Raw genomic sequence first — 20709 nt, 5'->3', positions numbered from 1 at the left:
AATCACTATATAATCGGGCAGGTTTTGATTCCGCCATTCGGAGGTTCGATCCCTCCCGCCCCAGCCAGCGCTTAGCTCTCGGCGCTTACTCGGTCGCTTCCATATGGTTTTGGTCCACGACCCGCAGCGTCCGTCGCACCATGCCCTCGACAATGACCGCCGATTCGCTTGGACGCAGATGGATCGCCGTGGACCTGAGCAGCCATGGCAACACCGCCTGCTCAAGCCGCTCCTCATAGGCGTGGCGCATCATGTCGAATGCCATCAGGCCTGGACCCGCCAGGATGACATGGTGCGGCCGCAGCACGGATATCGTTGCTGCGACCGCCTCGGCGAGCGCGCGACCCGCCTGCAGGAATAGGTGCTCGAGACGTGGATCGCCGCCCAGCGCGCGCTCGCGCAACAGGGCCATCTGTCCCTCCGATGGCTGCTGCGAGTCCGCCGGCGGCAGATCGAGAAAGGTGCGGGCGTCGCGGTAGAGCGCGTAATCGGCAAGATAAGCCTCGATACAGCCGCGCTGGCCGCAGCGGCATTGCGGCCCGTCCGGCGCCAGCTTGACATGGCCGATCTCGCTGCCGGCGCCCCAACGTGCTTCACCATCGGCAACGACGCCCATCCCGATGCCGTGACCGACCATGATCGTGGCCGAGAGGCCTTGCGCCAATGCCGGTTCGGCGGCCGTGAGGGCGAGCGCGACCGCGACAGCGTCGTTCGCCATGACGACATCGACGCCGAACGCCTGACGTATCGGCGTCGCCAGATCGACTTCGGTGATCGACAGCGCGGGACTCCACAGTGTCGTGCCGGTGTCGACGTTCACGATGCCTTGCAGCGCAATCCCGATTCCCAACAGCCGATGGCGCGGCGTCGCCGTCGCATCGAGCAGCGCATTGATCTGCGCAATCACGAGATCGCGCAGCGCGCCTGCATCGAGCGCGCGCGTCGACAGTGCAAGTCGCGACTGCGCGACGCCGGAGCCCCGGAAATCCGCGATCAGCGTCTCGATCAGGTTCATGCGCACGGAGACCGCGGCGATGCGCCCGAACTCCGGATTCAGGGTCAGCAGCACGGCCGGCCGGCCGCGGCGGCGGCCATTCAGCCCGTCCGCATCTTCTTCCTCGCCGTCCTCGGACCACGGCGTTGCCGCCGTCTCGCTCTCACAGAGCAACTCTTCTGCGATCAGCCGCGACGTCAGGCCGGAAACGGCCGGGAAGCTCAGCCCTGTACTCCGGGCGAGCGCCACGCGCGGCAGCGGCCCTTGGCGTCGCAAGACATCGACGAGACGGCCGCGGTTGGATTCACGGGCGGTGTTTGACACGCGTCTGGACGGCTCAATTTGGTCAACCATGCTGCCTCTTTAATTCATCAGGTAAATTTAATTGAGGGATGGGATGCGTGTGTGACCGGAAAAGCACAATCGGATTCGGTTTTCAGCAGCCATATTTACTATTATCGTACCGTCTGTACTATTTAGAGTTGAAGAAGGGGCAAGTACATCCTGATCCGGCTGGTTTGCCCTGCGACATTTGTTCGCGACGTAAATAAAAGATAGCGCATAAGCGCTGTGAAACCCCTGAACGGGGTGACCCAAGCGAGGTGTACATGAACGAATCGCTGAAAAAACTAATGGTGTCGCTGTTTGCGACCGCAGCTGCGCTGGCCATCGCCACGGGGGCGGCGCAGGCCCAGCAGAAAAAGACCATCGCGCTGGTCACCAATGCCGCGGCCGATTTCTGGACGATCGCCGGCCGGGGGCTCGAAAAGGCTCAGAAGGAGCACCCGGAATACGACATCCAGTTGATCGTCACGAACGAAGCGACGGCGGCGGGCCAGCGGCGCGAGCTGGATGACCTGCTGGTGCGCGGCGTCGCCGGCATCTCCATCTCGGTCGACGATGCGCCGCACGCAACCGAAGAGCTCAACAAGGTTGCGGCCAAGACCGTGTTGATCACGACGGATAGCGACGCGCCGCAGAGCAAGCGTCTCGCCTATATCGGCACCGACAACGTCGCGGCCGGGCGCCAGGCAGGCGAGGAGATCAAGAAGGCGTTGCCGAACGGCGGCAAGATCGCGCTGTTCGTCGGCACGATGGACGCGGACAACGCCCGCGAGCGGGTGCAGGGTATCAAGGACGCGATCGCCGGCACCAAGGTCGAGCTGGTCGACGTGTTCACCGACCAGGTGGACTTCGCCAAGGCCAAGGCGAACATGGAGAACGTGCTGGTCAAATATCCCGACATCGCGCTTTTGTCCGGCCTCTGGAGCTACGAGACTCCGCTGATCTATGACGCAGTCAAGGCGGCTGGCAAGGCCGGCAAGGTGAAAATAGTCGGCTTCGACGAAGATCAGCGCACGCTGCGGGGAATATCCGACGGGACGATCGAGTCCACTGTCGTGCAGCAGCCGTACGAGTTCGGGTATCTCTCCGCCATCAACATCATCAAGACGCTGAACGGCGACAAGTCCTGGATTCCGGCCGACAGCAAGCTGATCGTGCCGACCCAGGTGGTCAGCAAGTCCAACGTTGCGGAGTTTACCGCTCATCTGAAGGAGCTGCTGAAGAAGTGACTTCAGCGTGCTTCACGGCCCGGCCGCCGCGGTGGCCGGGCTTTGGGCGGGAGGAAAGCGGAGACATGGCAGAGACACTGCTGGAGCTCAGCGGGATCAGCAAGACCTATCCCGGGGTCAGGGCGCTCGACGACGTCAATCTGCGCGTCTATCGCGGCGAAGTGTTGGGTTTGATCGGCGAGAACGGCGCCGGCAAATCGACGCTGATGCGCGTGCTGGGTGGCGTGATCGCGCCGAGCGAAGGCGTGATCCGCATCGGCACCAGCGAGTATGCCCGAACCACGGTGACCGAGGCGACGCGGGCCGGCATCGCCTTCGTGCACCAGGAGCTGAACTTGTTCGAGAATCTCGACGTCGCAGCCAACGTGTTCATCGGGCGCGAGAAGCTGATGGGCGGGCCGCTGAAGCTGGTGGACAATGCCGAGATGCGTGCTCGGGTGACCCCGCTGCTGGAGCGGCTGGGTGCCGATTTTGCGCCGGATACGCTGGTCGAAGACCTCTCCATCGCCGAGCGGCAAATGGTGGAGATCGCCAAGGCGCTCTCGATCGACGCCCGCGTGATCATCATGGACGAGCCGACCTCCAGCCTGACGATCTCGGAGACCGAACGGCTGCTGGAGGTGATTGCCGATCTGAAGGCGCACGGCATTTCGGTGATCTATATCTCTCACCGGCTCGGAGAGATCATGACCTGCGCTGACCGCGTCGTGGTGCTGCGTGACGGTCGCACCGTGGGAGAGCTGGCGCGGAACGAGCTAAGCCATGCCGCGCTGATCCGGTTGATGATCGGTCGCGACCTCAAAGCGCTGCATACCCCGCCGAAACAGGCGCCGCGGCCGGGCGGCTGCGATATCGTCGGCGCCGTGACATCGGCCTTTCCCGACCGGCAGGTTGATCTTTCCGTGCGGCATGGCGAGATCCTGGGACTGGCGGGGCTCGTGGGCGCTGGCCGCACTTCTCTTGCCCGCGCCGCCTTCGGCATTGACCCGCTGCTGGGCGGCGAGATCAGGATCGACAACGCACCGGTCGCTGTCGCATCGCCGCGCGACGCGATCAGCCAAGGCATCTATCTGGTGCCGGAGGACCGCAAGAAATCCGGGCTCGTGCTGGAGCTGCCGATCCGCGAGAACATGACGCTGGCGAGCCTATTGGATCACGCGCGGATGTGGCTGGTCAGCGGCGCGGCCGAGCGCAAGGTCGCTAAAGAGCAGGTCAGGCGCCTCTCCATCAAGGCGCCAAGCATCGATATGGAGGCCGTGACGCTCTCCGGCGGCAACCAGCAGAAGGTCGTGCTCGGCAAATGGCTGTCCATGCAGCCGCGCGTGATGTTCTTCGACGAGCCGACCCGCGGCATCGACGTCGGCGCCAAGGGCGAGATCTACGCGTTGATGCGCGAGCTTGCCGACCAGGGCGTCGCGATCGTGATGATCTCCTCGGACATGGAGGAGGTCATCGGCGTCTCCGACCGCGTGGCGGTCATGCATGAAGGCGGCGTCAGCGGCGTGCTCGAGCGGGAGCAGTTCAGCGAATACAACGTGTTGCGGCTAGCCATGGGCCAGGCGCTGGAAACCGCGGAAGCGGCCGCGCCATGATCAGGAAAGAGCTCGGTCTGGCATTGCTGCTGGTGGTGATCGCCGCCATCACCGGCGCGATCAATCCCGCCTTCCTGTCGCTGGTGAACCTCTTGAACATGGCCAATCTGATCGGCCTCTTCGGTGTGTTCGCGCTCGGCGAGGGACTCGTGATCATCACCGGCGGCATCGACCTGTCGCTCGGCTCGATGTTTGCGCTGCTCGGCGTCGTGTTCGTGGATCTTCTGACGACCTACCAGGTGCCGTGGCCCCTGGCACTGCTGGCCGTGCTGCTGGGCGGGCTGGTGCTCGGCGGCATCCAGGGGTTCCTGATCACCCGCCTGAAGATGCAGCCCTTCATCGTGACGCTGTGTGGGTTGCTGATCTATCGCGGCGCCGCCCGCTATTACACGAGCGATTCGACCCGCGGCTTCGGTTACGGCGACGAGGCGGCGACACTGAGCAACATCGCCTCGGGCCATTTGGCGGGAATCCCGAACACCTTCATCCTCCTGATCATCCTTGCGCTGATCCTTGGCGTGCTGCTGCACCGCTCGGTCTACGGGCGCTGGCTTTATGCCGTCGGCAAGAACGAGGAGGCGGCACGCTTCTCGGGCATCAACACCAATATCGTGATCGCAACCGCCTATATCATCAGCGGCGGACTCGCCGGAGTTTCGACGGTCTTGTTCGTGTTCTACACGAACTCGGTGTCGCCGAGCTCCTTCGGAAATTTCTACGAGCTCTACGCGATTGCTGCCGCCGTGCTGGGCGGGTGCAGCCTGCGCGGCGGCGAGGGGTCCATTCTCGGTATCGTGCTGGGCACGGCGCTGCTGCAGGTGCTGCAGAACCTGGTGAATATCCTGGGCATCCCGAATTCGCTGAACTTCGCGGTGATGGGGACGGTCATTCTGATCGGCGTGTTGGCGGATCAGCAATTGCAGGCGCGACGGCGGCGCAAGCTGGCACTGGCCGGCGTCGCCCGCACTGCGCCGAAATCGACATTGGCGGAGCAAGTCCAGGGCACGTCACCGCGCGCCGCGGATGCATTGCCGGCGAGAACGGTTGATCGGGCATGACAGATCCACGCTCCAGTTGACACAAGGCTGCCTGGTCGGCGGCCGCTGGGGGAGGGAGCGCGTTCCAGGCTCGAGGGCTTTGGGCAGGGGCGTGAGGCGAAACAAGTAAAGCCTGAGACGGCGGGAGGACGAGTAAAATGTTGCGCAGGTTTATGAACACCGCAGGGGTGTGCGGTGTGGGGATTGCTTTCTCATCGCTGTTTTGCGGTGGAGTGTATGCGGCCGACTTTTCGACGAAAGCTGCGCCTGTTCCTTATGCGGCTGACGATTTCTGGACGAGACCGTATCTGTTCGGCGATCTCGGCAGGACCAGGCTGAAGGAGCAGGGCATCGATGTCGGCCTGACGCTCGGTAACGAATCGGTCGGCAATGTCTCCGGCGGAAGCAGGAATACCGCGGCCAACGCCGGCCAGTTGTGGTTCGGCGCGAAGCTGGACATGGGAAAACTCGCCGGCATTCCCGGCGGCACCGTCGGTCTCACGCTGGTCGACCGCTTCGGCAAGAATCTGAATACCGAAGCGGACATTCCCGCCCTGCAGCTGACCAACGAAGTGTTCGGCCGCGGCAATATTCTGCGCCTGACGCAGCTCTATTACTCGCAGAAGCTTTTCGATGACAGCCTTGAACTCAAGGGCGGCCGTCTTCCGGTCGGCTCCGACTTCTTCTTCGGCCTGTGCGAGTTCATCAACCTGACCTTCTGCGGCGGTCAGCCCGGCAACATCCAGGGCGGCTACATCTACAATTGGCCGGTGAGCCAGTGGGCCGGTGTCGTCCACTACAAGATCGCGCCGGAATTCACGGTGTCGGTCGGTGTCTACGATGCCAATCCGGGTTACCTGACGACGTCAGACCCGGGCGTCTACTTCTTGCCCGGCATTCCCGCCTCGAACCCCGCCAGTGGCGTGATGGTGCCGGTGGAGTTGGTCTGGACGCCGAAGGGCCCCTTGACCGGGACCTGGAGACTCGGCGGCTGGTACGACAGCGCCTCGTCCATTGATGGCGGCCTTCCGGGTGTTATCGGCACCATCCCGGGCGTCGGTGGTGTGCCCGATCAAAATATCAGCGATCAACGCGGCCGCTACGGTGTCTACGAATCGATCCTGCAACGATTGACCGTTGACGGTCCCGGTGCGGTAGGTTGGTACACCTTCCTCAATACGACCGTTGCCGATCACCGGACCTCGTACCAGGATTACCAGATCGCCCTGGGCTTCAGGCATACCGGAACGTTCTCCTGGCGTCCCCAGGACGAAGTCGGCTTCGCGGTCGGCACGACGCACGTGAACACGGCTGCCCTCAGTCCGAACGCCGGCGGCAACGAAGTGCCGCTTGAAGTCTGGTACGGATGGCAGGCGACCGGCTGGCTGAACCTCAAGTTCGACGCTCAGTATGTCATCAATCCCGGTGGGCGCGGCTATAACGCGGCGGGCGTGAAGACCGACAACGCCGTGGTTCTTGGCATGCGCACCGAGGTCCACTTCTGACGGGACGCTCACCCGTCTGATGCGAAAGGTGGGGCATGCCCGTCCCACCGGAGCGCACGCAACGTGTGGCGGCTCCACTCAGCGGAGCCGCCCGGGACTTGGTTATCACCTATCCCTCGTATTGATCCGGTCCCATCGCCCAAGACGCCTGATCGTGACCGAACGCGTAATTGCGGTTGTTGATCGCCGGATTGCGATTGACCATCGGCCGCATGAACATCGGGTGGGTGGCGCTGCGCACCTCGTGCTCGACCGTGAACAGCGGCTTGCCGCTGTCGAGATCGACGATGTCGCAGAAGCGGTACTGGTACTGATTGTCCTCGCGCGAGATCAAATCGCGCGCCAGCAGCTTGCGGTAAGGGCCGGAAAAATCGGTGATGTACATCTGCACATGGTGGCCGTCATAGTCGCCTTGCGGCCGATCGGTCTCGCGAAACAACAGATGCTGGTCGCGGCCGGTCTTCACGGCGGCAACCGTACCGTCGCCGTTCCGTAACTCGGATGGCATGCCCATGATCTCGGGGTAGAAGGCGCAGATGCGAGCGGCCGATCCCACCGGCACGTCGAACTCGACATAGGGAACGCCGAGCGCGACACGGCCGAAGCGCGCGGCGTCGGGCTCGTAGCAGCGCAGGCGGTTGCCCCACGGACAAATCGCCTCGACATGGTCGTTATGCTCGGCGAAGGCGAACGCGGTGCCCTCGAGCTTTTTGGCGACCGACGCCAATCGCGCCAGCAGCGCCTCGCGGCCCGCGATGACGAGTCCGACATGACCGCGCAGCACCTGCGGCCGGCCGCTCGGCAAATGAAACTGGCTCCGTCCGGCGTTGATCCACATGTTGGTGTCGGACACCATCAGATACGGATCCCGGGTGAGCCCGAGACCTGCGACATAGAACAGCGTGGCGAGGCGCTGGTCCGGGACCTGGATGTTGACGTGCTCGAAATGGATCGCGTTGCCGAGATCTTCTTTGGATCGATCGAATTGTTGCGGCATGGACGGGGCTCTGATGGGGGAGGGACAGGTCCATACTAGAGCACAATTTCCGCCAGTCGAAATGATTCGCCGATCACATCTCGAGGGTGGGGCATGGCGTCCATTGCCACCTTGCCGCAAATGCCAATCCCTGTAAGCTGACAAAAAGCACAAAGGAAAGAGATCGATGGGAGGGGTTCTGGCGGGCGTCCGCGTTCTTGATTTCGGGCGCTATATCGCGGGGCCCTATTGCGCGACCTTGCTGGCCGAATTCGGCGCCGAGGTCATTCGCGTGGAGAAGCGCGACGGCAGCGAGGATCGTTTCGTGGCGCCGGTCGGCGAAACTGGCGAAGGCGCGCTGTTTCTTCAAGTCAACCGCAACAAGAAGTGCCTCACGCTCGATCCGATGAAGCCGGAAGGACAGGAGGTGATGCGCCGCCTGATTGCGACCGCGGACGTGGTCGTCGCCAATTTGCCGCCGCAGACCTTGGGCGCGATGAAGCTCGACTACGATTCGCTCAAGGCGATCAAGCCGGACATCATCCTGACGACGGCCACCGCGTTTGGCGGGCCGGGGCCATGGTCCGACCGTGTCGGCTTCGATGGTGTCGGCCAGGTCATGTCGGGCTCGGTGTACATGACGGGCGCCGGCGATCCACCCTACCGGGCCGCGGTCAACTGGGTCGATTTCGGGACCGCGCTACATTGCGCGTTCGGCACGCTCGCCGCACTGATCGAGCGCGGCAAATCCGGGCGCGGGCAGATCGTCGAGGGCGCGTTGCTCGCAACCGCCTTGTCCTTCACCAACGCGACGCTGATCGAGCAGGCCGTCATCAACGTCAATCGCGTGCCGACAGGCAATCTCGGCCAGACCGCGGCGCCTGCCGACATCTACCGCACCAGGGACGGCTGGGTGCTGTGCCAGGTCACGGGGCATCCGCTGTTCAAGCGCTGGGCGAAACTGATGGGCGAGGAGGAGGTCTGGCTGAACGATCCGCGCTTTGCCGACGACATCAGCCGCGGCAACAATGGCCCTGTCATCAGCGAGCGCATGGCGCGCTGGTGCGCCGAGCGCACCACGCAGGAAGCCGTCGACACCCTGGGCAAGGCCATGATTCCGACCGGCCCCGTGCTGAGCCCGCAGCAGGCGCTGGATCATCCGCACGTCCGCGCCGCCGGATTCATGCAGGACGTCGACTATCCAGGTCTGCCGAAGCCCGCACCGGTGGCACGCGCCGCCGTCCGCCTGTCGGAAACGCCCGGCGAAATCGCGATGCGCCCGCCCACGCTCGGCGAGCATACCGATCTTATCCTGACCGAGCTCGGCTACGACAAGGCCGCGATCGCGGCGCTCCGGCAAGGCGGCATCGTCTAGCGGTGAACAACGGCACCTGCACGGCGGCTTGCCGTCGTGATCGCCGCGCTTTGCCGCACGTTGAGCAATTGCTTCAACGCCTGTGCATCGGCCGGCGCCGCGCTCTTCTGGTCGTTGTCGAAATAGACGTAGACGTCGCAGCCCTGCCGCTTCCAGGATTTGATGCGCCGCGCCCATTGCGCCAGCGTGGGTTTCGTATAGTGCCCGTGATAGCGCCCGCTGGGCCCGTGCCCGCGCACATAGACGAAATCCGCCGTGCGCTTCCATGGCGCGGGCGCGTCGTGATGATCGGACAGGCACAGCGAGATGTTCTCGTCGGCCAGCATCCGCAAGATGCGCGGCTGATACCAGCTCGGATGACGGAATTCGAAACTGTAACGCCGCTTCCGCGACAACAGCTTGAAGAAGCCGGCGAGGCGGTCCGCGTCGGCCTCGAATTGCGGCGGGAGCTGGAACAGGATCGGGCCGGCCTTGCCGCCGAGCCGTGAGATGCGATCCTCCAGCAGTTCGAGGCTGTTCACCGAGCGATCCGACAGGCGCTTCCAGTGCGTGATGAATTTCGAGGCCTTCCAGGCAAAGACGAAATCGCGGCCGGTCTGCTCCCGCCAACCCTCGACGGCCTCCGGCGTCGGGGTGCGGTAGAACACCCCGTTCAGCTCGGTGGTGTCGAACTGTCCGGCGTAGTAGCTCAGCTGCTGCTTCAGCGTCACGCCCTTGGGAAAGAACGGGCCTCGCCAGGAGGCGTAATGCCAGCCGGAAGTTCCGATCAGAACGCGCGCCATGTTCGACGTGTCCATCCATTGCGATTTGCCGGATGGGAACGTCCGTGCGGCCGATACGTTGCTCGTGAGCTTGATCAACGCAGGACCGGAACCGATGTACGCGCTGTTCGAAGGCAACAAGCAGATCGGCGATCCCTTTCCGACGGAGAAGGAGGTGTGGGAAGCCGCCTTGATCGAGGGGCTGGTAACCGACGTACCGGTCGCGGACGAGGAGGGCGGCCGCCTTCTGCCCGCCGGCTATCACGTCGCGCAGGTCGAGGAGACGTTCGAGCCGAAGCCCGGCTGGAAGTTGCCGCGCGAGATCTCGTGAGCGGGCCTAGTTCGAGGCCAGCGCCGCCTTGGCGAGTTCCGCCATCCAGCTCGATGCCACCGGTAGGATCGCGTCGTTGAAATCATAGCGCGGGCCGTGCAGCTCGGCGCCATCCCGCAATTCGCCATTGCCGATCCAGACGAAGGCGCCCGGACGCCGCGAGAGATAGTGGGCAAAATCCTCGCCGGCCATGCTGGGCGCGAGGTCGCGCCGCAACTCGGCCCGTACCGTGTCCGCCGCGAGGCGCGCGAGATCCGCTTCTGCCGGCGTGTTGATGACCAGGCCGACGCCAATGACGATCTCGGGCGTGACCTTGACGCCGAAGCTCGTGGCAATCCCGGCGCAGATCTGTTCGATCCGCGCCAAAACGGTGTCCTTCACCGCATCGCGATGGTAGCGCAGCGTGCCGCCGATCGAGACGCGTCCGGCGATTTGGTTGCGTGCCGTGCCGCCTTCGAGCGTGCAGAGCGAGAGCACGGCGGTGTCGAGCGGATCGACGCTGCGCGAGACGATCGATTGCAGCGCCACGATCAAATGGCCGGCCGCCATCACCGGATCGCGCGTCAGATGCGGCATGCCGGCGTGACCGGCATGGCCATCGATGGTGATGGTGATGCGCCCGCCGGAGGCCATGACGACGCCGTCATGGACCGCGATGGTGCCGGCGGCGAGCCCCGGCCAGTTGTGAAAGCCGAACACCCGTTGCATCGGAAAGCGGTCGAACAGCCCGGCCGCGACCATCGCGCGCGAGCCGCCATAACCTTCCTCGGCCGGCTGGAAGATGAAATCGACCGTCCCGCTCCAGCTGGTGTCGGCGGCGAGCAGCGCGGCCGCGCCGAGCAGCGAAGCGGTATGCCCGTCATGGCCGCAGGCATGCATCACACCGGGGTTTTGCGAAGCGTAAGCTAGCCCCGTATCTTCGGTGATCGGCAGCGCATCCATGTCGGCCCGCAGGCCGACGCGGCCCTGGGCGTGGCCGCGCGTCAGGGTCGCGACGATGCCGTGACCGCCGATGTTGGCCTCGAAGGAAATGCCGAGCTCGGTGAGCTTGTCCTGCACGAAGGCCGCGGTGACTTTCTCCTGGAGGGACAGTTCGGGATGCGCATGCAAATGCCGGCGCCACGCGGTCAGTTTCTGGTGCAGCTCGGGGGTCAAGGCGGGAATCTCTCGGCTTGTGTGTCGGCGTCGACACCATAGCCGAATAACCGCAGCTTGCATCAAGCCTCAGCGAATGCCTCGCGTGCAGCAACGCGCTCCCGTCTACGCCGACAGCTTCGCCAGCCCGTCCCAATCGAAGCTGATGCCGTGGCCGATACGGTCCGGCGCGAGCGCAAGCCCGTCCTGCAGCACCAGTGGATGCTCGATAAATTTGTCGAGCCCAAAACCGTGCGCCTCCAGATACGACCGGTTCGGGCAGGCCGCGAGCAGGTGCACGGTGACGTCATGCGCGCCATGGCTGGTGACGGGCAGGTTGAACGCCTCCGACAGCCGCGCGATCTTCATGAAGGCGGAGACGCCGCCGCAATTGGTGACGTCAGGCTCGGGATAGGACACCGCGCCCGCGACGATGTAGTTCTTGAACTCCCAAAGCGAACGCAAATTCTCGCCCGCCGCGATCGGCACGCCGCCGGCCTGCATGATGCGAGTGTGGCCCGCGACGTCGTCGGGAATGATCGGCTCCTCGAGCCAGGTGAGGTCATACGGTTGGAACGCGCGGGCGGCGCGGATCGCTTCCTCGACCGTCCATTTCATGTTGGCATCCACCATCAACGGAAAGCCGTCACCGAGATGCTGTCGCATCGCCGCGACCCGCGCCACATCCGATTTGAGATCGGGGCGGCCGGCCTTCATCTTGATGGCGCGAAAGCCCTTGCTGAGATTGCCGTCAGTCTGCGCGAGCAGTGCCTCGACGGAGAGATCGAGATCGATGCCGCCCGCATAACACGGCACGCGCGCGTCGAACCCGCCGAGCAATCGATACAGCGGCAATTGCGCGCGCCGCGCCTTCAAATCCCACAGCGCGATGTCGAGTGCCGAGAGCGCCAGCACCGCCGGCCCGCCGCGCCCGCCATAATGCAGTGCCCACCAGACCTGGTGCCAGATCGCCTCGGTATCATCGGCCTCGCGGCCTTCGACGAGCGGCGGGATCTCGCGCTTGAGGATGTCGGCGACGGCGCCGCCATTGCGTCCGACCGTGTAAGTGTAGCCGACGCCCTCGGCGCCATCGGCATCCCGGATGCGGCAGGTGATCAGCTCGAACGCCGCCATGTCGCCATGCATCGAGTCCGACAGCGTGACGGGAAGGGGGATCCGGTAGAATCCGGTCTCGATGGTCGAAATGCGCGGCATGCGGCCTCCCTGCGTTTTCTTTGCAGGCTAGGCCGACGCGCACCGCCCGGCAAGCGCGCGCCATGCAAGGCAGCTCACCGCATCGTCGCGAGCTGCACGGCCAGCGCGCAGGCGCGGTCGTATTCGTCGAGATTGATCCACTCGTCGATCGTGTGCACCTCGTTCTGGCCGGCGCCGAAGGTCACGGTCGGAACGCCGTGGCGGACCATCCAGTTGGCATCGAGGCCGCCATTGGCGGTGCGCACGTTCGGGGTGCCGCCGACGGCGGACACGGCCTCCACCGCGCGTCTGACGACGGGAAGGTTGTCCTTCATGCGGAACGGGAAATAGTCGGTCTCGGCCTTGAACTTGACCTTGCCGGACTTGCCTTGCGCGTTGGTGACTTTCTTGGCCGCCTTCTCGAACGCGGCCTTGTAGGCTTTCGTGATCTCCTTGAAGAACTTTCCGTCGTGGCTGCGGCTTTCGCCGCGCACATGCACGTAGTCGGTGACGACGTTGGTGGCGTCGCCCGCGGGCCTTCCCTCGCCGCCGGTGACGGGGCCGACATTGCTGGTGCCTTGCTGCTTGCGCTTGACCACCTTGCCGAACCAGCCGCCGGCCTTCACGTCGGCGAGCGCAAGCGCGAGGATCATGGTCGAGGAGATGCCGCGCTCCGGCGCGACGCCGGCATGCGAGGCGCGGCCGAAGATTTCCACGGTCCAGCGGTCGGCACCCACGGCGCCGATGACGACGTTGGAGGCCGAGCCGCCGTCATAGTTGAAGGCCATCACCGGCGAGCCGAACTCGTCCAGCTTGACGTGGCGCGCGCCATAGAGCCCGCTCTCCTCGCGCACGCAGAACAGCAGCGTGATCGGCGGATGATCGAGTTGCTGCTTTTCGAGCTCGGCCGCCAGCGTCACCAGCACGCCGCAGCCGCAGCGATTGTCGCCGCCGAGCGCGGTCTTCGCATCATTGACGATCTTGCGACCCGACTTTTTCGGCTTGGCGCCGGCGCATAGCGGCACGGTATCCATGTGGGTCATGAACATGATGCGCGGCTGGTTGTGCAGCGCGCCGCGGCCGGGCAGGTCGACGATGAGGTTGCCGGTCTCGGTCGGCACCGGAATGCGGGTATTGGCGTCGTCGAGCCGGATCGCTTTCGCCGGCACGCCGCTCTCCTTCAGCGCAGCCGTGAGCTCACGCCCGATCGCGGCCTCCTGTCCGGTGACGCCCTCGACGGCGAGAAAGCGCAAGAGGCGGTCGGTGGCGGCTTTGGTGTCGACAGGCATGAGATGTCCCCTTGATGCAGGGCTCTACTCTATCGTCGGTCTTGGCGAGGTATAGACCAAAAAGATCAGCGCGCCGATGCCAAGCATGGCTGCCATGAAAAGCAGCACCGCCGGCAACCCTGCAAACGCCGCCACCGCACCGGTGATCGATTGCATCAGCGCCGCGCCGAGGAAGAAGGCGAGGTTGATCGCCGCGAGCGCCTTGCCCGCAACTTGGGCGTCGACCAGCTGCCGCGACATGCCGAACAGCAGCGGCTGTGCGGAAGTGGCAAGCCCGATGAGCACGAACAGCACGAGGTCGTATTGCGGCGGCATCACCGCAACACCAGACAACACGGAAATGGCATAGCGCGGGGCCCCTAACGCCATCAGCGCCAGCAGCAATGCCCCGACGAGGTGCGTTCCCGCCACCAGCGCGCGGCGGCGTCCCAGCCTGCGGTCGATCATGCCGATGACAAGCGGACCTGCGATCATGGCCAGCGTGAACGCGCCGAGCTGGTTGCCGGCCTCGACCCGCGACAATCCCTTGACCTGCATCAGCCACGGTCCGCCCCACAGGCCGCGCAGCACCAGCGAGGTCGCAAGCGACACCAGGGCCAGCGCGATCAGGCCGCGCAAGGGCCGCGACAGTCCGAGCCTGAGCACCTCGATCATCTGCGACAGCGGCGAGGACTCGTCCTTGTGCTCGGCCGGCTGGCTCGGCACCAGCAGGAACACCGCGAGCGCCACGGCGACGCCGCCGAGCGCCGAGATCCAGAACCCGGCGCGCCAGCCGTAAGTGTCGACCACGAAGGCGAGCGGACTCGACGACAACAGCATGCCGATATTGCCGATCGAGAGGATCGCGCCCGACCACAGCCCAAAGCGCGCGGCCGACAATTGCTTGGCCGCCAACGTCATCGGGCACATCAGCATGCCGGAGGTGGCAATGCCCAGCAGCACCTGCCCGATGGCGAAGCTTTCGGGTCCCGTTGCGAACCCCGACGCGATGGCGCCGACCACGGTTCCCGCGAGCAGGCTCAGCGACACCGGCCGCACGCCAAAGCGGTCCATCGCCGCACCGACCGGGATCTGCGCGGCCGCAAACGCGAACGGGTAGACCGAGGTGAGGCTCGCCAGCGCCTGCGGTTCGATGCCGAAATCCGCCGCCATCAGGTCGAGGCTGACCGCCGGAATGGTGCGCAGCAAGGTCGAGAGCATGTGCCCGCAGGCCAGCGCAAGCAGCGCAAAGATCAGCGCGCGGGTGGCTCCCGCGTCGTGGGTGGCGGCGGTGGTCATGGGCGTTGCGTCCCGGCAAGGTTTCGGGTGGGGTTACATGATTGACGGGTGCATGCCAACATCGGGACCGCCATGGCCGCAATGTCGTGGATGCACAAGGCAACGGACGCGCAAGATCCTAAACGTGCAAGGCTAGTGACATCATGTATCTCGGCATCGACCTCGGCACCTCCGCCGTCAAAATCGTTCTGGTCGACGACGCGCAGCGCGTGGTGGCGAGCCGCAGCCGGTCACTGACGGTCTCCTCGCCGCGTCCCGGCCATTGCGAGCAGGACCCGGCACAGTGGATCGAGGCGACGTTCGCGACGCTGGACGCGCTGAAGGCGGATCACGCGCGCGAGCTGGCCGAGGTCGAGGGCATCGGCCTGTCCGGCCAGATGCACGGCGCGACGCTGCTCGACGCCAGCCACAGGCCGTTGCGGCCCTGCATTCTCTGGAATGACGGACGGTCCTTTGCGGAATGCGCCGAGCTGGAGCGGCGCTGGCCCGCCTTGCGGACCACGACAGGCAACAAGGCGATGCCGGGATTCACCGCGCCAAAATTGCTGTGGGTCGCCAGGCACGAACCGGAGATCTTCGCGGCGACAAAACTCGTGCTGCAACCAAAGGCCTATCTGCGCCTGGTGCTGACCGGCGAGGCGATCGAGGATGTCTCGGACGCCTCGGGTTCGCTGTGGCTCGATGTTAGCAGCCGCGATTGGTCGGATGAAGGACTCGCCGCGACCGCGCTATCGCGCCGGCAGATGCCCCGTCTGGTCGAGGGCTGCGCGCCGGCTGCACGGCTGCGGAGCGAGTTGGCGCAGCGCTGGCCGATGATCGCGGGCGGGGCCGGCGACAATCCGGCGGGAGCCATCGGCATCGGCGCCATCAATCCCGGGGCAGCCTTCATTTCGCTCGGAACCTCCGGCGCATTGCTGGTGCCGACCGAGACGATCGCGGCCAATCCGGAGCGGGTCGTGCACACGTTCTGTCACGCCGTCCCCGACAGGTGGATTCAAGCCGGCGCGATCCTCTCGGCGGCATCGTGCCTGGCCTGGATCGCGCGGCTGTTGGGGATCCCTGAGACTGAGCTGCTGGCGCCGCTCGGGTTGCGCCCGCGGGCGCCGTCGCCGGTCAGCTTCCTGCCGTACCTCTCCGGCGAACGCACCCCGCACGATGACCCCGACGTGCGCGGCATGCTCGATGGGATCAGTCACGCCACCGATCGTGACGCGATCGTGCAAGCCGTGCTCGAAGGCGTCGCCTTCGCGCTTGCGGATTGCCGGGACGTGCTGGCCGAGACCGGATTGGTGATCGCGGAGGCGGATGTCATCGGCGGCGGCTCACGGTCGCGGTTCTGGCTTTCGGTGCTGGCCAATGTCCTGAACGTGCCGGTGCATCGCTTTGCCGACGGCGAGACGGGCGCGGCGTTCGGTGCGGCGCGGCTTGGCCGCCTCGCCGTCACCGGTGAGGCGATCGACGCCGTCTGCACCGCGCCACAGCGCGTCGAGACCTTCGAGCCCGACGGCGCGCTTGCGCAGGCCTATGCCGAGCGGCTGCCGCAATGGCGCCGCCTGTACCGGCCGCGGCGCTGATCGCGATACGCGATGATGTGGCGAAGAAAAGGCATCACGCGCGGGATCGGTTCCGTCTGCAAAAGATAAAAGCAGCGCCGGACCGTTGGTCGGTATGCCGGAGGTATTGCCCTGCGCCACAACCTTTTGTTTAATGCTTGCGCGCGCGCCAGGGACCAACGAGACGCGGGTGAGATTGCGATGCCGCCGTCGGCGCATCGGGGAGGTGTGATGAGCGAGCCCATCCTCGAGATGCGCCGGGTCTCTAAATCGTTCTTCAGCATCAAGGCGCTGCGCGACGTCGACCTCACCGTCTACGCGGGCGAAATCCACGCTTTGATGGGCGAGAACGGCGCCGGCAAATCCACCCTGATGAAGATCCTGTCGGGCGCCTACCGGCCGGACCCGGGCAGCGAAATCCGCATCGACGGCCAGCCCGTGCAGATCAGCGGTCCGCTCGGCGGCCGCGCAGCCGGCATCGCGATCATCTATCAGGAACTCTCGCTCGCCCCCAACCTGAGCGTTGCGGAGAATATCTATCTCGGTCGCGAGGTCTCCCGCGGCGGCTTGCTGGCGCGCGAGGCGATGCAGGCCGGCGTCGGTCCGATCCTGGCGCGGCTCGGCGCGGATTTCACGCCGCAGACGCAGGTCGCCAATCTTTCGATGGGCCAGCGCCAACTGGTCGAGATCGCGCGCGCGCTGCACGCCCGCTCCAGGATCCTGATCATGGACGAGCCGACCACCGCGTTGTCGGCCGGTGAGAGCGAAAGGCTGTTCGCGCTGATCCGCCAGCTGCGCGCCGAAGGTCTCGCCATCATCTACATCTCGCATCGCATGGACGAGGTCTATGCGCTCGGCGACCGCGTCACGGTGCTGCGCGACGGCACGCTGGTCGGCTCGCTCGACAAGGCAGACATCCGTGCCGACACCATCGTCCGGATGATGGTGGGACGCGACGTCTCGTCCTTCTACAAGAAGGAGCATGATCCCAGGAACGATCCCAACGCGCGGTCGGGAGCTCCCGTGCTTGCGGCCGTCGACATCGCCGACGGCAGGCGCGTCAAGGGATGTTCGCTGGCGGTGCATGCGGGCGAGGTGGTCGGCCTCGCGGGCCTGGTCGGCGCCGGCCGCACCGAGCTTGCGCACCTCATCATCGGCGCCGCGCCCATGATCTCCGGCCATGTCGAGATCGACGGGCGCGAGGTCTCCATCCGCACGCCCGGCGAGGCGCTGGACGCCGGCATCGCCTATCTCACCGAGGACAGGAAGGCGCTCGGCCTGTTCCTCGACATGTCCTGTCTCGACAACATCAATCTCGCGGTGCTCGGCCGCGACGCGAAATTCGGCGGCATCCTCGATCGCGACAAGGCCCGCGACCGCGCCAAGCGCGCGTTCGCGGGGCTCGGCATCCGCGCTGCGAATGTCGGTGTTCCCGCTGGCGGGCTCTCGGGCGGCAACCAGCAGAAAGTGCTGCTGTCGCGGCTGCTCGCGATCGGCCCGAAAATCCTGATCCTCGACGAGCCGACGCGCGGCGTCGACGTCGGCGCCAAGTCCGAGATCTATTCGATCATCGACAATCTCGCGAAGTCGGGCACCGCGGTTCTCGTCATCTCGTCCGACCTGCCCGAGATCATCGGCATCTGCGACCGCGTCATCGTGATGCGTGCAGGACATATCGCCGGGCAGATCCGGCGCGACGCGACATCGCCGCTCAATCAGGAGGAGATCATGGCCCTCGCCACCGGAACGGAGCAGCTCGATGCCTGAGAACGGCGCTTCCGCCAACACCGCCCCCGCCAAAGCCGTCCCCGTCGCGCCCGGTCTTGCCGCCGCGCAGGAGACGAAGCGGCAGCGGACGCGGATGATCATTCGCGCGGTCGGCATGCTGCCGGTGCTGCTGCTCTTGTGCATCGGCTTTCACGTGCTGTCGGACGGCCGCTTCTTCACCGGCCAGAACATCGGCATCGTGGTGCAGCAGTCCGCGGTCAATACCGTGCTGGCCGCAGGCATGACCTTCGTCATCCTCACCGGCGGCATCGACCTGTCGGTCGGCTCCATCTTGGCGGCGGCGGCGATGGCCGGGCTGATCATCTCCAAATTTCCAGATCTCGGGGCGCTGTGGTTGCCGGCCGCGGTGCTCACCGGCACCGTCTTCGGCATTCTCAACGGCGGCTTGATCGCGCTGTTGCGCCTGCCGCCCTTCATCGTCACGCTGGGATCGTTGACCGCCGTGCGCGGCGCGGCGCGCCTGCTCGGCGCCGACACCACGGTGTTCAATCCGTCGATCCCCTATGCCTTCATCGGCAACGGTGCTCTGACCCTCATTCCCGGCGTATTGTCGATTCCCTGGCTCTGGGTGATCGCGTTGCTGGTCATCCTGGTGTCGTGGCTGGTGCTCAAGCGCACCGTGCTCGGGGTGCACATCTACGCGGTCGGCGGCAATGAGAGCGCGGCGCGGCTCGCCGGCATCAAGGTCTGGGCCGTGTTGATTTTCGTCTATGGCGTGTCCGGCCTGCTCGCGGGCCTCGGCGGCGCGATGCAGGCAGCGCGCCTCTACGCCGCCAATGGCCTGCAGCTCGGCCAGTCCTACGAACTCGACGCCATCACCGCCGTGATCCTGGGCGGCACCTCCTTTGTCGGCGGCATCGGCTCGATCTGGGGAACGCTGGTCGGCGCGCTGATCATTGCCGTGCTGTCGAACGGCCTGATCCTGATCGGCGTGTCCGACGTCTGGCAATATGTGATCAAGGGTCTGGTCATCATCGGCGCGGTGGCGCTGGACCGCTATCGGCTGCAGGGCTCGGCTCGGACTTGAGAGCATGATCCAAAAAAGTGCGAAGCGGTTTTTCGAAAGGATCATGCTCAAACAAGGAGCATGAAAATGCAGCCGGCACCGCGCCGTCATGTTCATTCCGTCACGGCAACTGGTCGCCGCGCCGGAGCTTCAAACAGACCAGGGAGGAAGCCAATGTTGAAGTCGATCTCGCTTGCCGGCGCCGCGATGGCGCTCGTCCTGAGCTCCGCGCCGTCCTACGCCAAGGAGCTTAAGTCGATCGGCATTTCGCTGGGCTCGCTCGGCAATCCGTTCTTCGTCGCGTTGTCGAAGGGCGCCGAGTTCGAGGCCAAGAAGACCAACCCCAACGTGAAGATCACGACGGTGGGCTTCGAATATGATCTCGGCAAGCAGGTCACCCAGATCGACAATTTCATCGCCGCCGGCGTCGACCTGATCCTGCTCAACCCTGGCGATCCCAAGGCGATCGGACCAGCGATCAAGAAGGCGCAGGCCGCCGGCATCGTCGTCGTTGCCGTCGACACCGCGGCCGAAGGCGCCGACGCCACGGTGACCACCAACAACGTCCAGGCCGGCGAGATCTCCTGCCAGTACATCGTCGACAAGCTGGGAGGCAAGGGCGACGTGATCATCGAGAACGGCCCGCAGGTCTCCGCGGTGATCGATCGCGTGGTCGGCTGCAAGAACGTGCTCGGCAAGAATCCCGGCATCAAGGTCCTGTCCAGCGACCAGGACGGCAAGGGCTCGCGCGAAGGCGGCCTCACGGTGGCGCAGGGCTATCTGACCCGCTTCGCCAAGATCGACGCCATCTTCGCCATCAACGACCCGCAGGCGATCGGCACCGACCTCGCCGCGCGCCAGCAGCAGCGCACCGGCATCGTCATCACCGCGGTCGACGGCGCCCCCGACATCGAAGCGGCCCTCAAGGACCCGCAGGCGACGCAGATTCAGGCCTCCGCCTCGCAGGACCCGTTCTTCATGGCCCGCCGCGCCGTGCAGGTCGGCGTCAGCATTCTCAACGGCCAGAAGCCGGCGTCCACGGTTGAGCTGCTGCCGTCGAAACTCGTGACGCGCGACAATGTCGGCGAGTACAAAGGCTGGACCTCGGATCGGTCGCAGTAGCGGGCGAGAGGCGGCCGGCGCCGGATGCGGCGCTGGTCGGCTCGCGTGGCACCAGCGGAAGATGTGGCAGCGATCCCTGCAGGATGGCCCCGTTCGCATATCACCAAAGCGGCCTGCGGAACCCGCAGGAGGTCCGGGTCTCCTTGGCGGCGCCGCGCATGCGGAAGGCGGTTTGCCAGCATTTTCGCGCGTAACTTAAC

At 65.3% G+C, this 20709-nt stretch carries 17 protein-coding genes; 10 read left to right on the top strand and 7 right to left on the bottom strand.

Annotated elements, in window-relative coordinates:
• Positions 1 to 85: 85 nt before the first annotated feature.
• Positions 86 to 1348 (bottom strand): ROK family protein, encoded by a 1263-nt coding sequence (locus IVB54_RS28215; protein ID WP_026233544.1) that lies wholly within the window; start codon positions 1346 to 1348, stop codon positions 86 to 88.
• A 254-nt stretch (positions 1349 to 1602) separates the two neighbouring features.
• Between IVB54_RS28215 and IVB54_RS28210 the strand changes: the two genes are divergently transcribed.
• The 4 genes from IVB54_RS28210 (at position 1603) to IVB54_RS28195 (ending at position 6702) form a co-directional block, all read left to right on the top strand.
• Positions 1603 to 2568 (top strand): sugar-binding protein, encoded by a 966-nt coding sequence (locus IVB54_RS28210; RefSeq protein ID WP_085352214.1) that lies wholly within the window; start codon positions 1603 to 1605, stop codon positions 2566 to 2568.
• A 65-nt stretch (positions 2569 to 2633) separates the two neighbouring features.
• The gene (locus tag IVB54_RS28205) at positions 2634 to 4160 is read left to right on the top strand and encodes a sugar ABC transporter ATP-binding protein (protein ID WP_085352050.1); all 1527 of its coding nucleotides are present in this window, start codon (positions 2634 to 2636) and stop codon (positions 4158 to 4160) included.
• On the top strand, positions 4157 to 5218 hold the full coding sequence (locus IVB54_RS28200) for an ABC transporter permease (protein WP_018458260.1): 1062 nt from the start codon (positions 4157 to 4159) through the stop codon (positions 5216 to 5218). The genes IVB54_RS28205 and IVB54_RS28200 overlap by 4 nt, the downstream gene beginning before the upstream one ends.
• Positions 5219 to 5355: 137 nt before the next feature.
• On the top strand, positions 5356 to 6702 hold the full coding sequence (locus tag IVB54_RS28195) for a carbohydrate porin (protein WP_026233545.1): 1347 nt from the start codon (positions 5356 to 5358) through the stop codon (positions 6700 to 6702).
• 109 nt (positions 6703 to 6811) lie between these two features.
• Here the strand turns inward: IVB54_RS28195 and IVB54_RS28190 are convergent, their stop codons facing one another.
• On the bottom strand, positions 6812 to 7699 hold the full coding sequence (locus tag IVB54_RS28190; protein ID WP_018458262.1) for a hypothetical protein: 888 nt from the start codon (positions 7697 to 7699) through the stop codon (positions 6812 to 6814).
• Positions 7700 to 7865: 166 nt separating this feature from the next.
• Between IVB54_RS28190 and IVB54_RS28185 the strand changes: the two genes are divergently transcribed.
• Complete coding sequence (locus tag IVB54_RS28185) at positions 7866 to 9053, top strand: CoA transferase (protein WP_018458263.1); 1188 nt, start codon at positions 7866 to 7868, stop codon at positions 9051 to 9053.
• Here IVB54_RS28185 and IVB54_RS28180 read toward each other — a convergent pair.
• A complete protein-coding gene (locus IVB54_RS28180; protein ID WP_018458264.1) occupies positions 9050 to 9835 on the bottom strand; it encodes a DUF72 domain-containing protein in 786 nt (261 codons plus the stop codon). The genes IVB54_RS28185 and IVB54_RS28180 overlap by 4 nt on opposite strands.
• On the opposite strand from IVB54_RS28180, the gene IVB54_RS28175 reads away from it, so the two are divergent.
• Complete coding sequence (locus IVB54_RS28175; protein WP_018458265.1) at positions 9834 to 10145, top strand: hypothetical protein; 312 nt, start codon at positions 9834 to 9836, stop codon at positions 10143 to 10145. The genes IVB54_RS28180 and IVB54_RS28175 overlap by 2 nt on opposite strands.
• A 6-nt stretch (positions 10146 to 10151) precedes the next feature.
• On the opposite strand, the gene IVB54_RS28170 is transcribed toward IVB54_RS28175, so the two are convergent.
• The 4 genes from IVB54_RS28170 to IVB54_RS28155 form a co-directional block, all read right to left on the bottom strand.
• On the bottom strand, positions 10152 to 11300 hold the full coding sequence (locus IVB54_RS28170) for an amidohydrolase (RefSeq protein ID WP_247776537.1): 1149 nt from the start codon (positions 11298 to 11300) through the stop codon (positions 10152 to 10154).
• A 105-nt stretch (positions 11301 to 11405) separates the two neighbouring features.
• Positions 11406 to 12494: a mandelate racemase/muconate lactonizing enzyme family protein gene (locus IVB54_RS28165; RefSeq protein ID WP_018458267.1), complete on the bottom strand. Its 1089-nt coding sequence runs from the start codon at positions 12492 to 12494 to the stop codon at positions 11406 to 11408.
• A gap of 74 nt (positions 12495 to 12568) precedes the next feature.
• Positions 12569 to 13762, bottom strand: a complete 1194-nt coding sequence (locus IVB54_RS28160) for a M20/M25/M40 family metallo-hydrolase (protein ID WP_018458268.1) — start codon at positions 13760 to 13762, stop codon at positions 12569 to 12571.
• A gap of 24 nt (positions 13763 to 13786) precedes the next feature.
• Positions 13787 to 15040 (bottom strand): MFS transporter, encoded by a 1254-nt coding sequence (locus tag IVB54_RS28155; RefSeq protein ID WP_018458269.1) that lies wholly within the window; start codon positions 15038 to 15040, stop codon positions 13787 to 13789.
• Between the two features lie 143 nt (positions 15041 to 15183).
• Here IVB54_RS28155 and xylB point away from each other — a divergent pair, with 143 nt between their 5' ends.
• From xylB to IVB54_RS28135, 4 genes are all read left to right on the top strand, one after another.
• Complete coding sequence (gene xylB / locus IVB54_RS28150; protein ID WP_247363508.1) at positions 15184 to 16614, top strand: xylulokinase; 1431 nt, start codon at positions 15184 to 15186, stop codon at positions 16612 to 16614.
• A gap of 210 nt (positions 16615 to 16824) precedes the next feature.
• Complete coding sequence (locus tag IVB54_RS28145; protein WP_018458271.1) at positions 16825 to 18360, top strand: sugar ABC transporter ATP-binding protein; 1536 nt, start codon at positions 16825 to 16827, stop codon at positions 18358 to 18360.
• Positions 18353 to 19408 (top strand): ribose ABC transporter permease, encoded by a 1056-nt coding sequence (locus tag IVB54_RS28140; RefSeq protein WP_018458272.1) that lies wholly within the window; start codon positions 18353 to 18355, stop codon positions 19406 to 19408. Before IVB54_RS28145 ends, IVB54_RS28140 begins: the two co-directional genes overlap by 8 nt.
• A gap of 153 nt (positions 19409 to 19561) precedes the next feature.
• On the top strand, positions 19562 to 20509 hold the full coding sequence (locus IVB54_RS28135; protein ID WP_018458273.1) for an ABC transporter substrate-binding protein: 948 nt from the start codon (positions 19562 to 19564) through the stop codon (positions 20507 to 20509).
• Positions 20510 to 20709 lie beyond the last annotated feature (200 nt).

The sequence above is a fragment of the Bradyrhizobium sp. CW1 genome (assembly GCF_023100665.1).
Taxonomy (GTDB): Bacteria; Pseudomonadota; Alphaproteobacteria; order Rhizobiales; family Xanthobacteraceae; genus Bradyrhizobium; species Bradyrhizobium canariense_D.
This window is presented reverse-complemented; position numbering and strand designations above follow the sequence as displayed.

Excerpts from the sequence above, each read along its gene's own strand:
- xylB (WP_247363508.1), top strand. The coding sequence starts at position 15,184 with ATGTATCTCGGCATCGACCTCGGCACCTCCGCCGTCAAAATCGTTCTG.
- IVB54_RS28135 (WP_018458273.1), top strand. The coding sequence starts at position 19,562 with ATGTTGAAGTCGATCTCGCTTGCCGGCGCCGCGATGGCGCTCGTCCTG.
- IVB54_RS28205 (WP_085352050.1), top strand. The coding sequence starts at position 2,634 with ATGGCAGAGACACTGCTGGAGCTCAGCGGGATCAGCAAGACCTATCCC.
- IVB54_RS28195 (WP_026233545.1), top strand. The coding sequence starts at position 5,356 with ATGTTGCGCAGGTTTATGAACACCGCAGGGGTGTGCGGTGTGGGGATT.
- IVB54_RS28215 (WP_026233544.1), bottom strand. The coding sequence starts at position 1,348 with ATGGTTGACCAAATTGAGCCGTCCAGACGCGTGTCAAACACCGCCCGT.
- IVB54_RS28160 (WP_018458268.1), bottom strand. The coding sequence starts at position 13,762 with ATGCCTGTCGACACCAAAGCCGCCACCGACCGCCTCTTGCGCTTTCTC.
- IVB54_RS28185 (WP_018458263.1), top strand. The coding sequence starts at position 7,866 with ATGGGAGGGGTTCTGGCGGGCGTCCGCGTTCTTGATTTCGGGCGCTAT.
- IVB54_RS28175 (WP_018458265.1), top strand. The coding sequence starts at position 9,834 with ATGTTCGACGTGTCCATCCATTGCGATTTGCCGGATGGGAACGTCCGT.
- IVB54_RS28140 (WP_018458272.1), top strand. The coding sequence starts at position 18,353 with ATGCCTGAGAACGGCGCTTCCGCCAACACCGCCCCCGCCAAAGCCGTC.
- IVB54_RS28200 (WP_018458260.1), top strand. The coding sequence starts at position 4,157 with ATGATCAGGAAAGAGCTCGGTCTGGCATTGCTGCTGGTGGTGATCGCC.
- IVB54_RS28180 (WP_018458264.1), bottom strand. The coding sequence starts at position 9,835 with ATGGCGCGCGTTCTGATCGGAACTTCCGGCTGGCATTACGCCTCCTGG.
- IVB54_RS28210 (WP_085352214.1), top strand. The coding sequence starts at position 1,603 with ATGAACGAATCGCTGAAAAAACTAATGGTGTCGCTGTTTGCGACCGCA.
- IVB54_RS28155 (WP_018458269.1), bottom strand. The coding sequence starts at position 15,040 with ATGACCACCGCCGCCACCCACGACGCGGGAGCCACCCGCGCGCTGATC.
- IVB54_RS28145 (WP_018458271.1), top strand. The coding sequence starts at position 16,825 with ATGAGCGAGCCCATCCTCGAGATGCGCCGGGTCTCTAAATCGTTCTTC.
- IVB54_RS28190 (WP_018458262.1), bottom strand. The coding sequence starts at position 7,699 with ATGCCGCAACAATTCGATCGATCCAAAGAAGATCTCGGCAACGCGATC.
- IVB54_RS28165 (WP_018458267.1), bottom strand. The coding sequence starts at position 12,494 with ATGCCGCGCATTTCGACCATCGAGACCGGATTCTACCGGATCCCCCTT.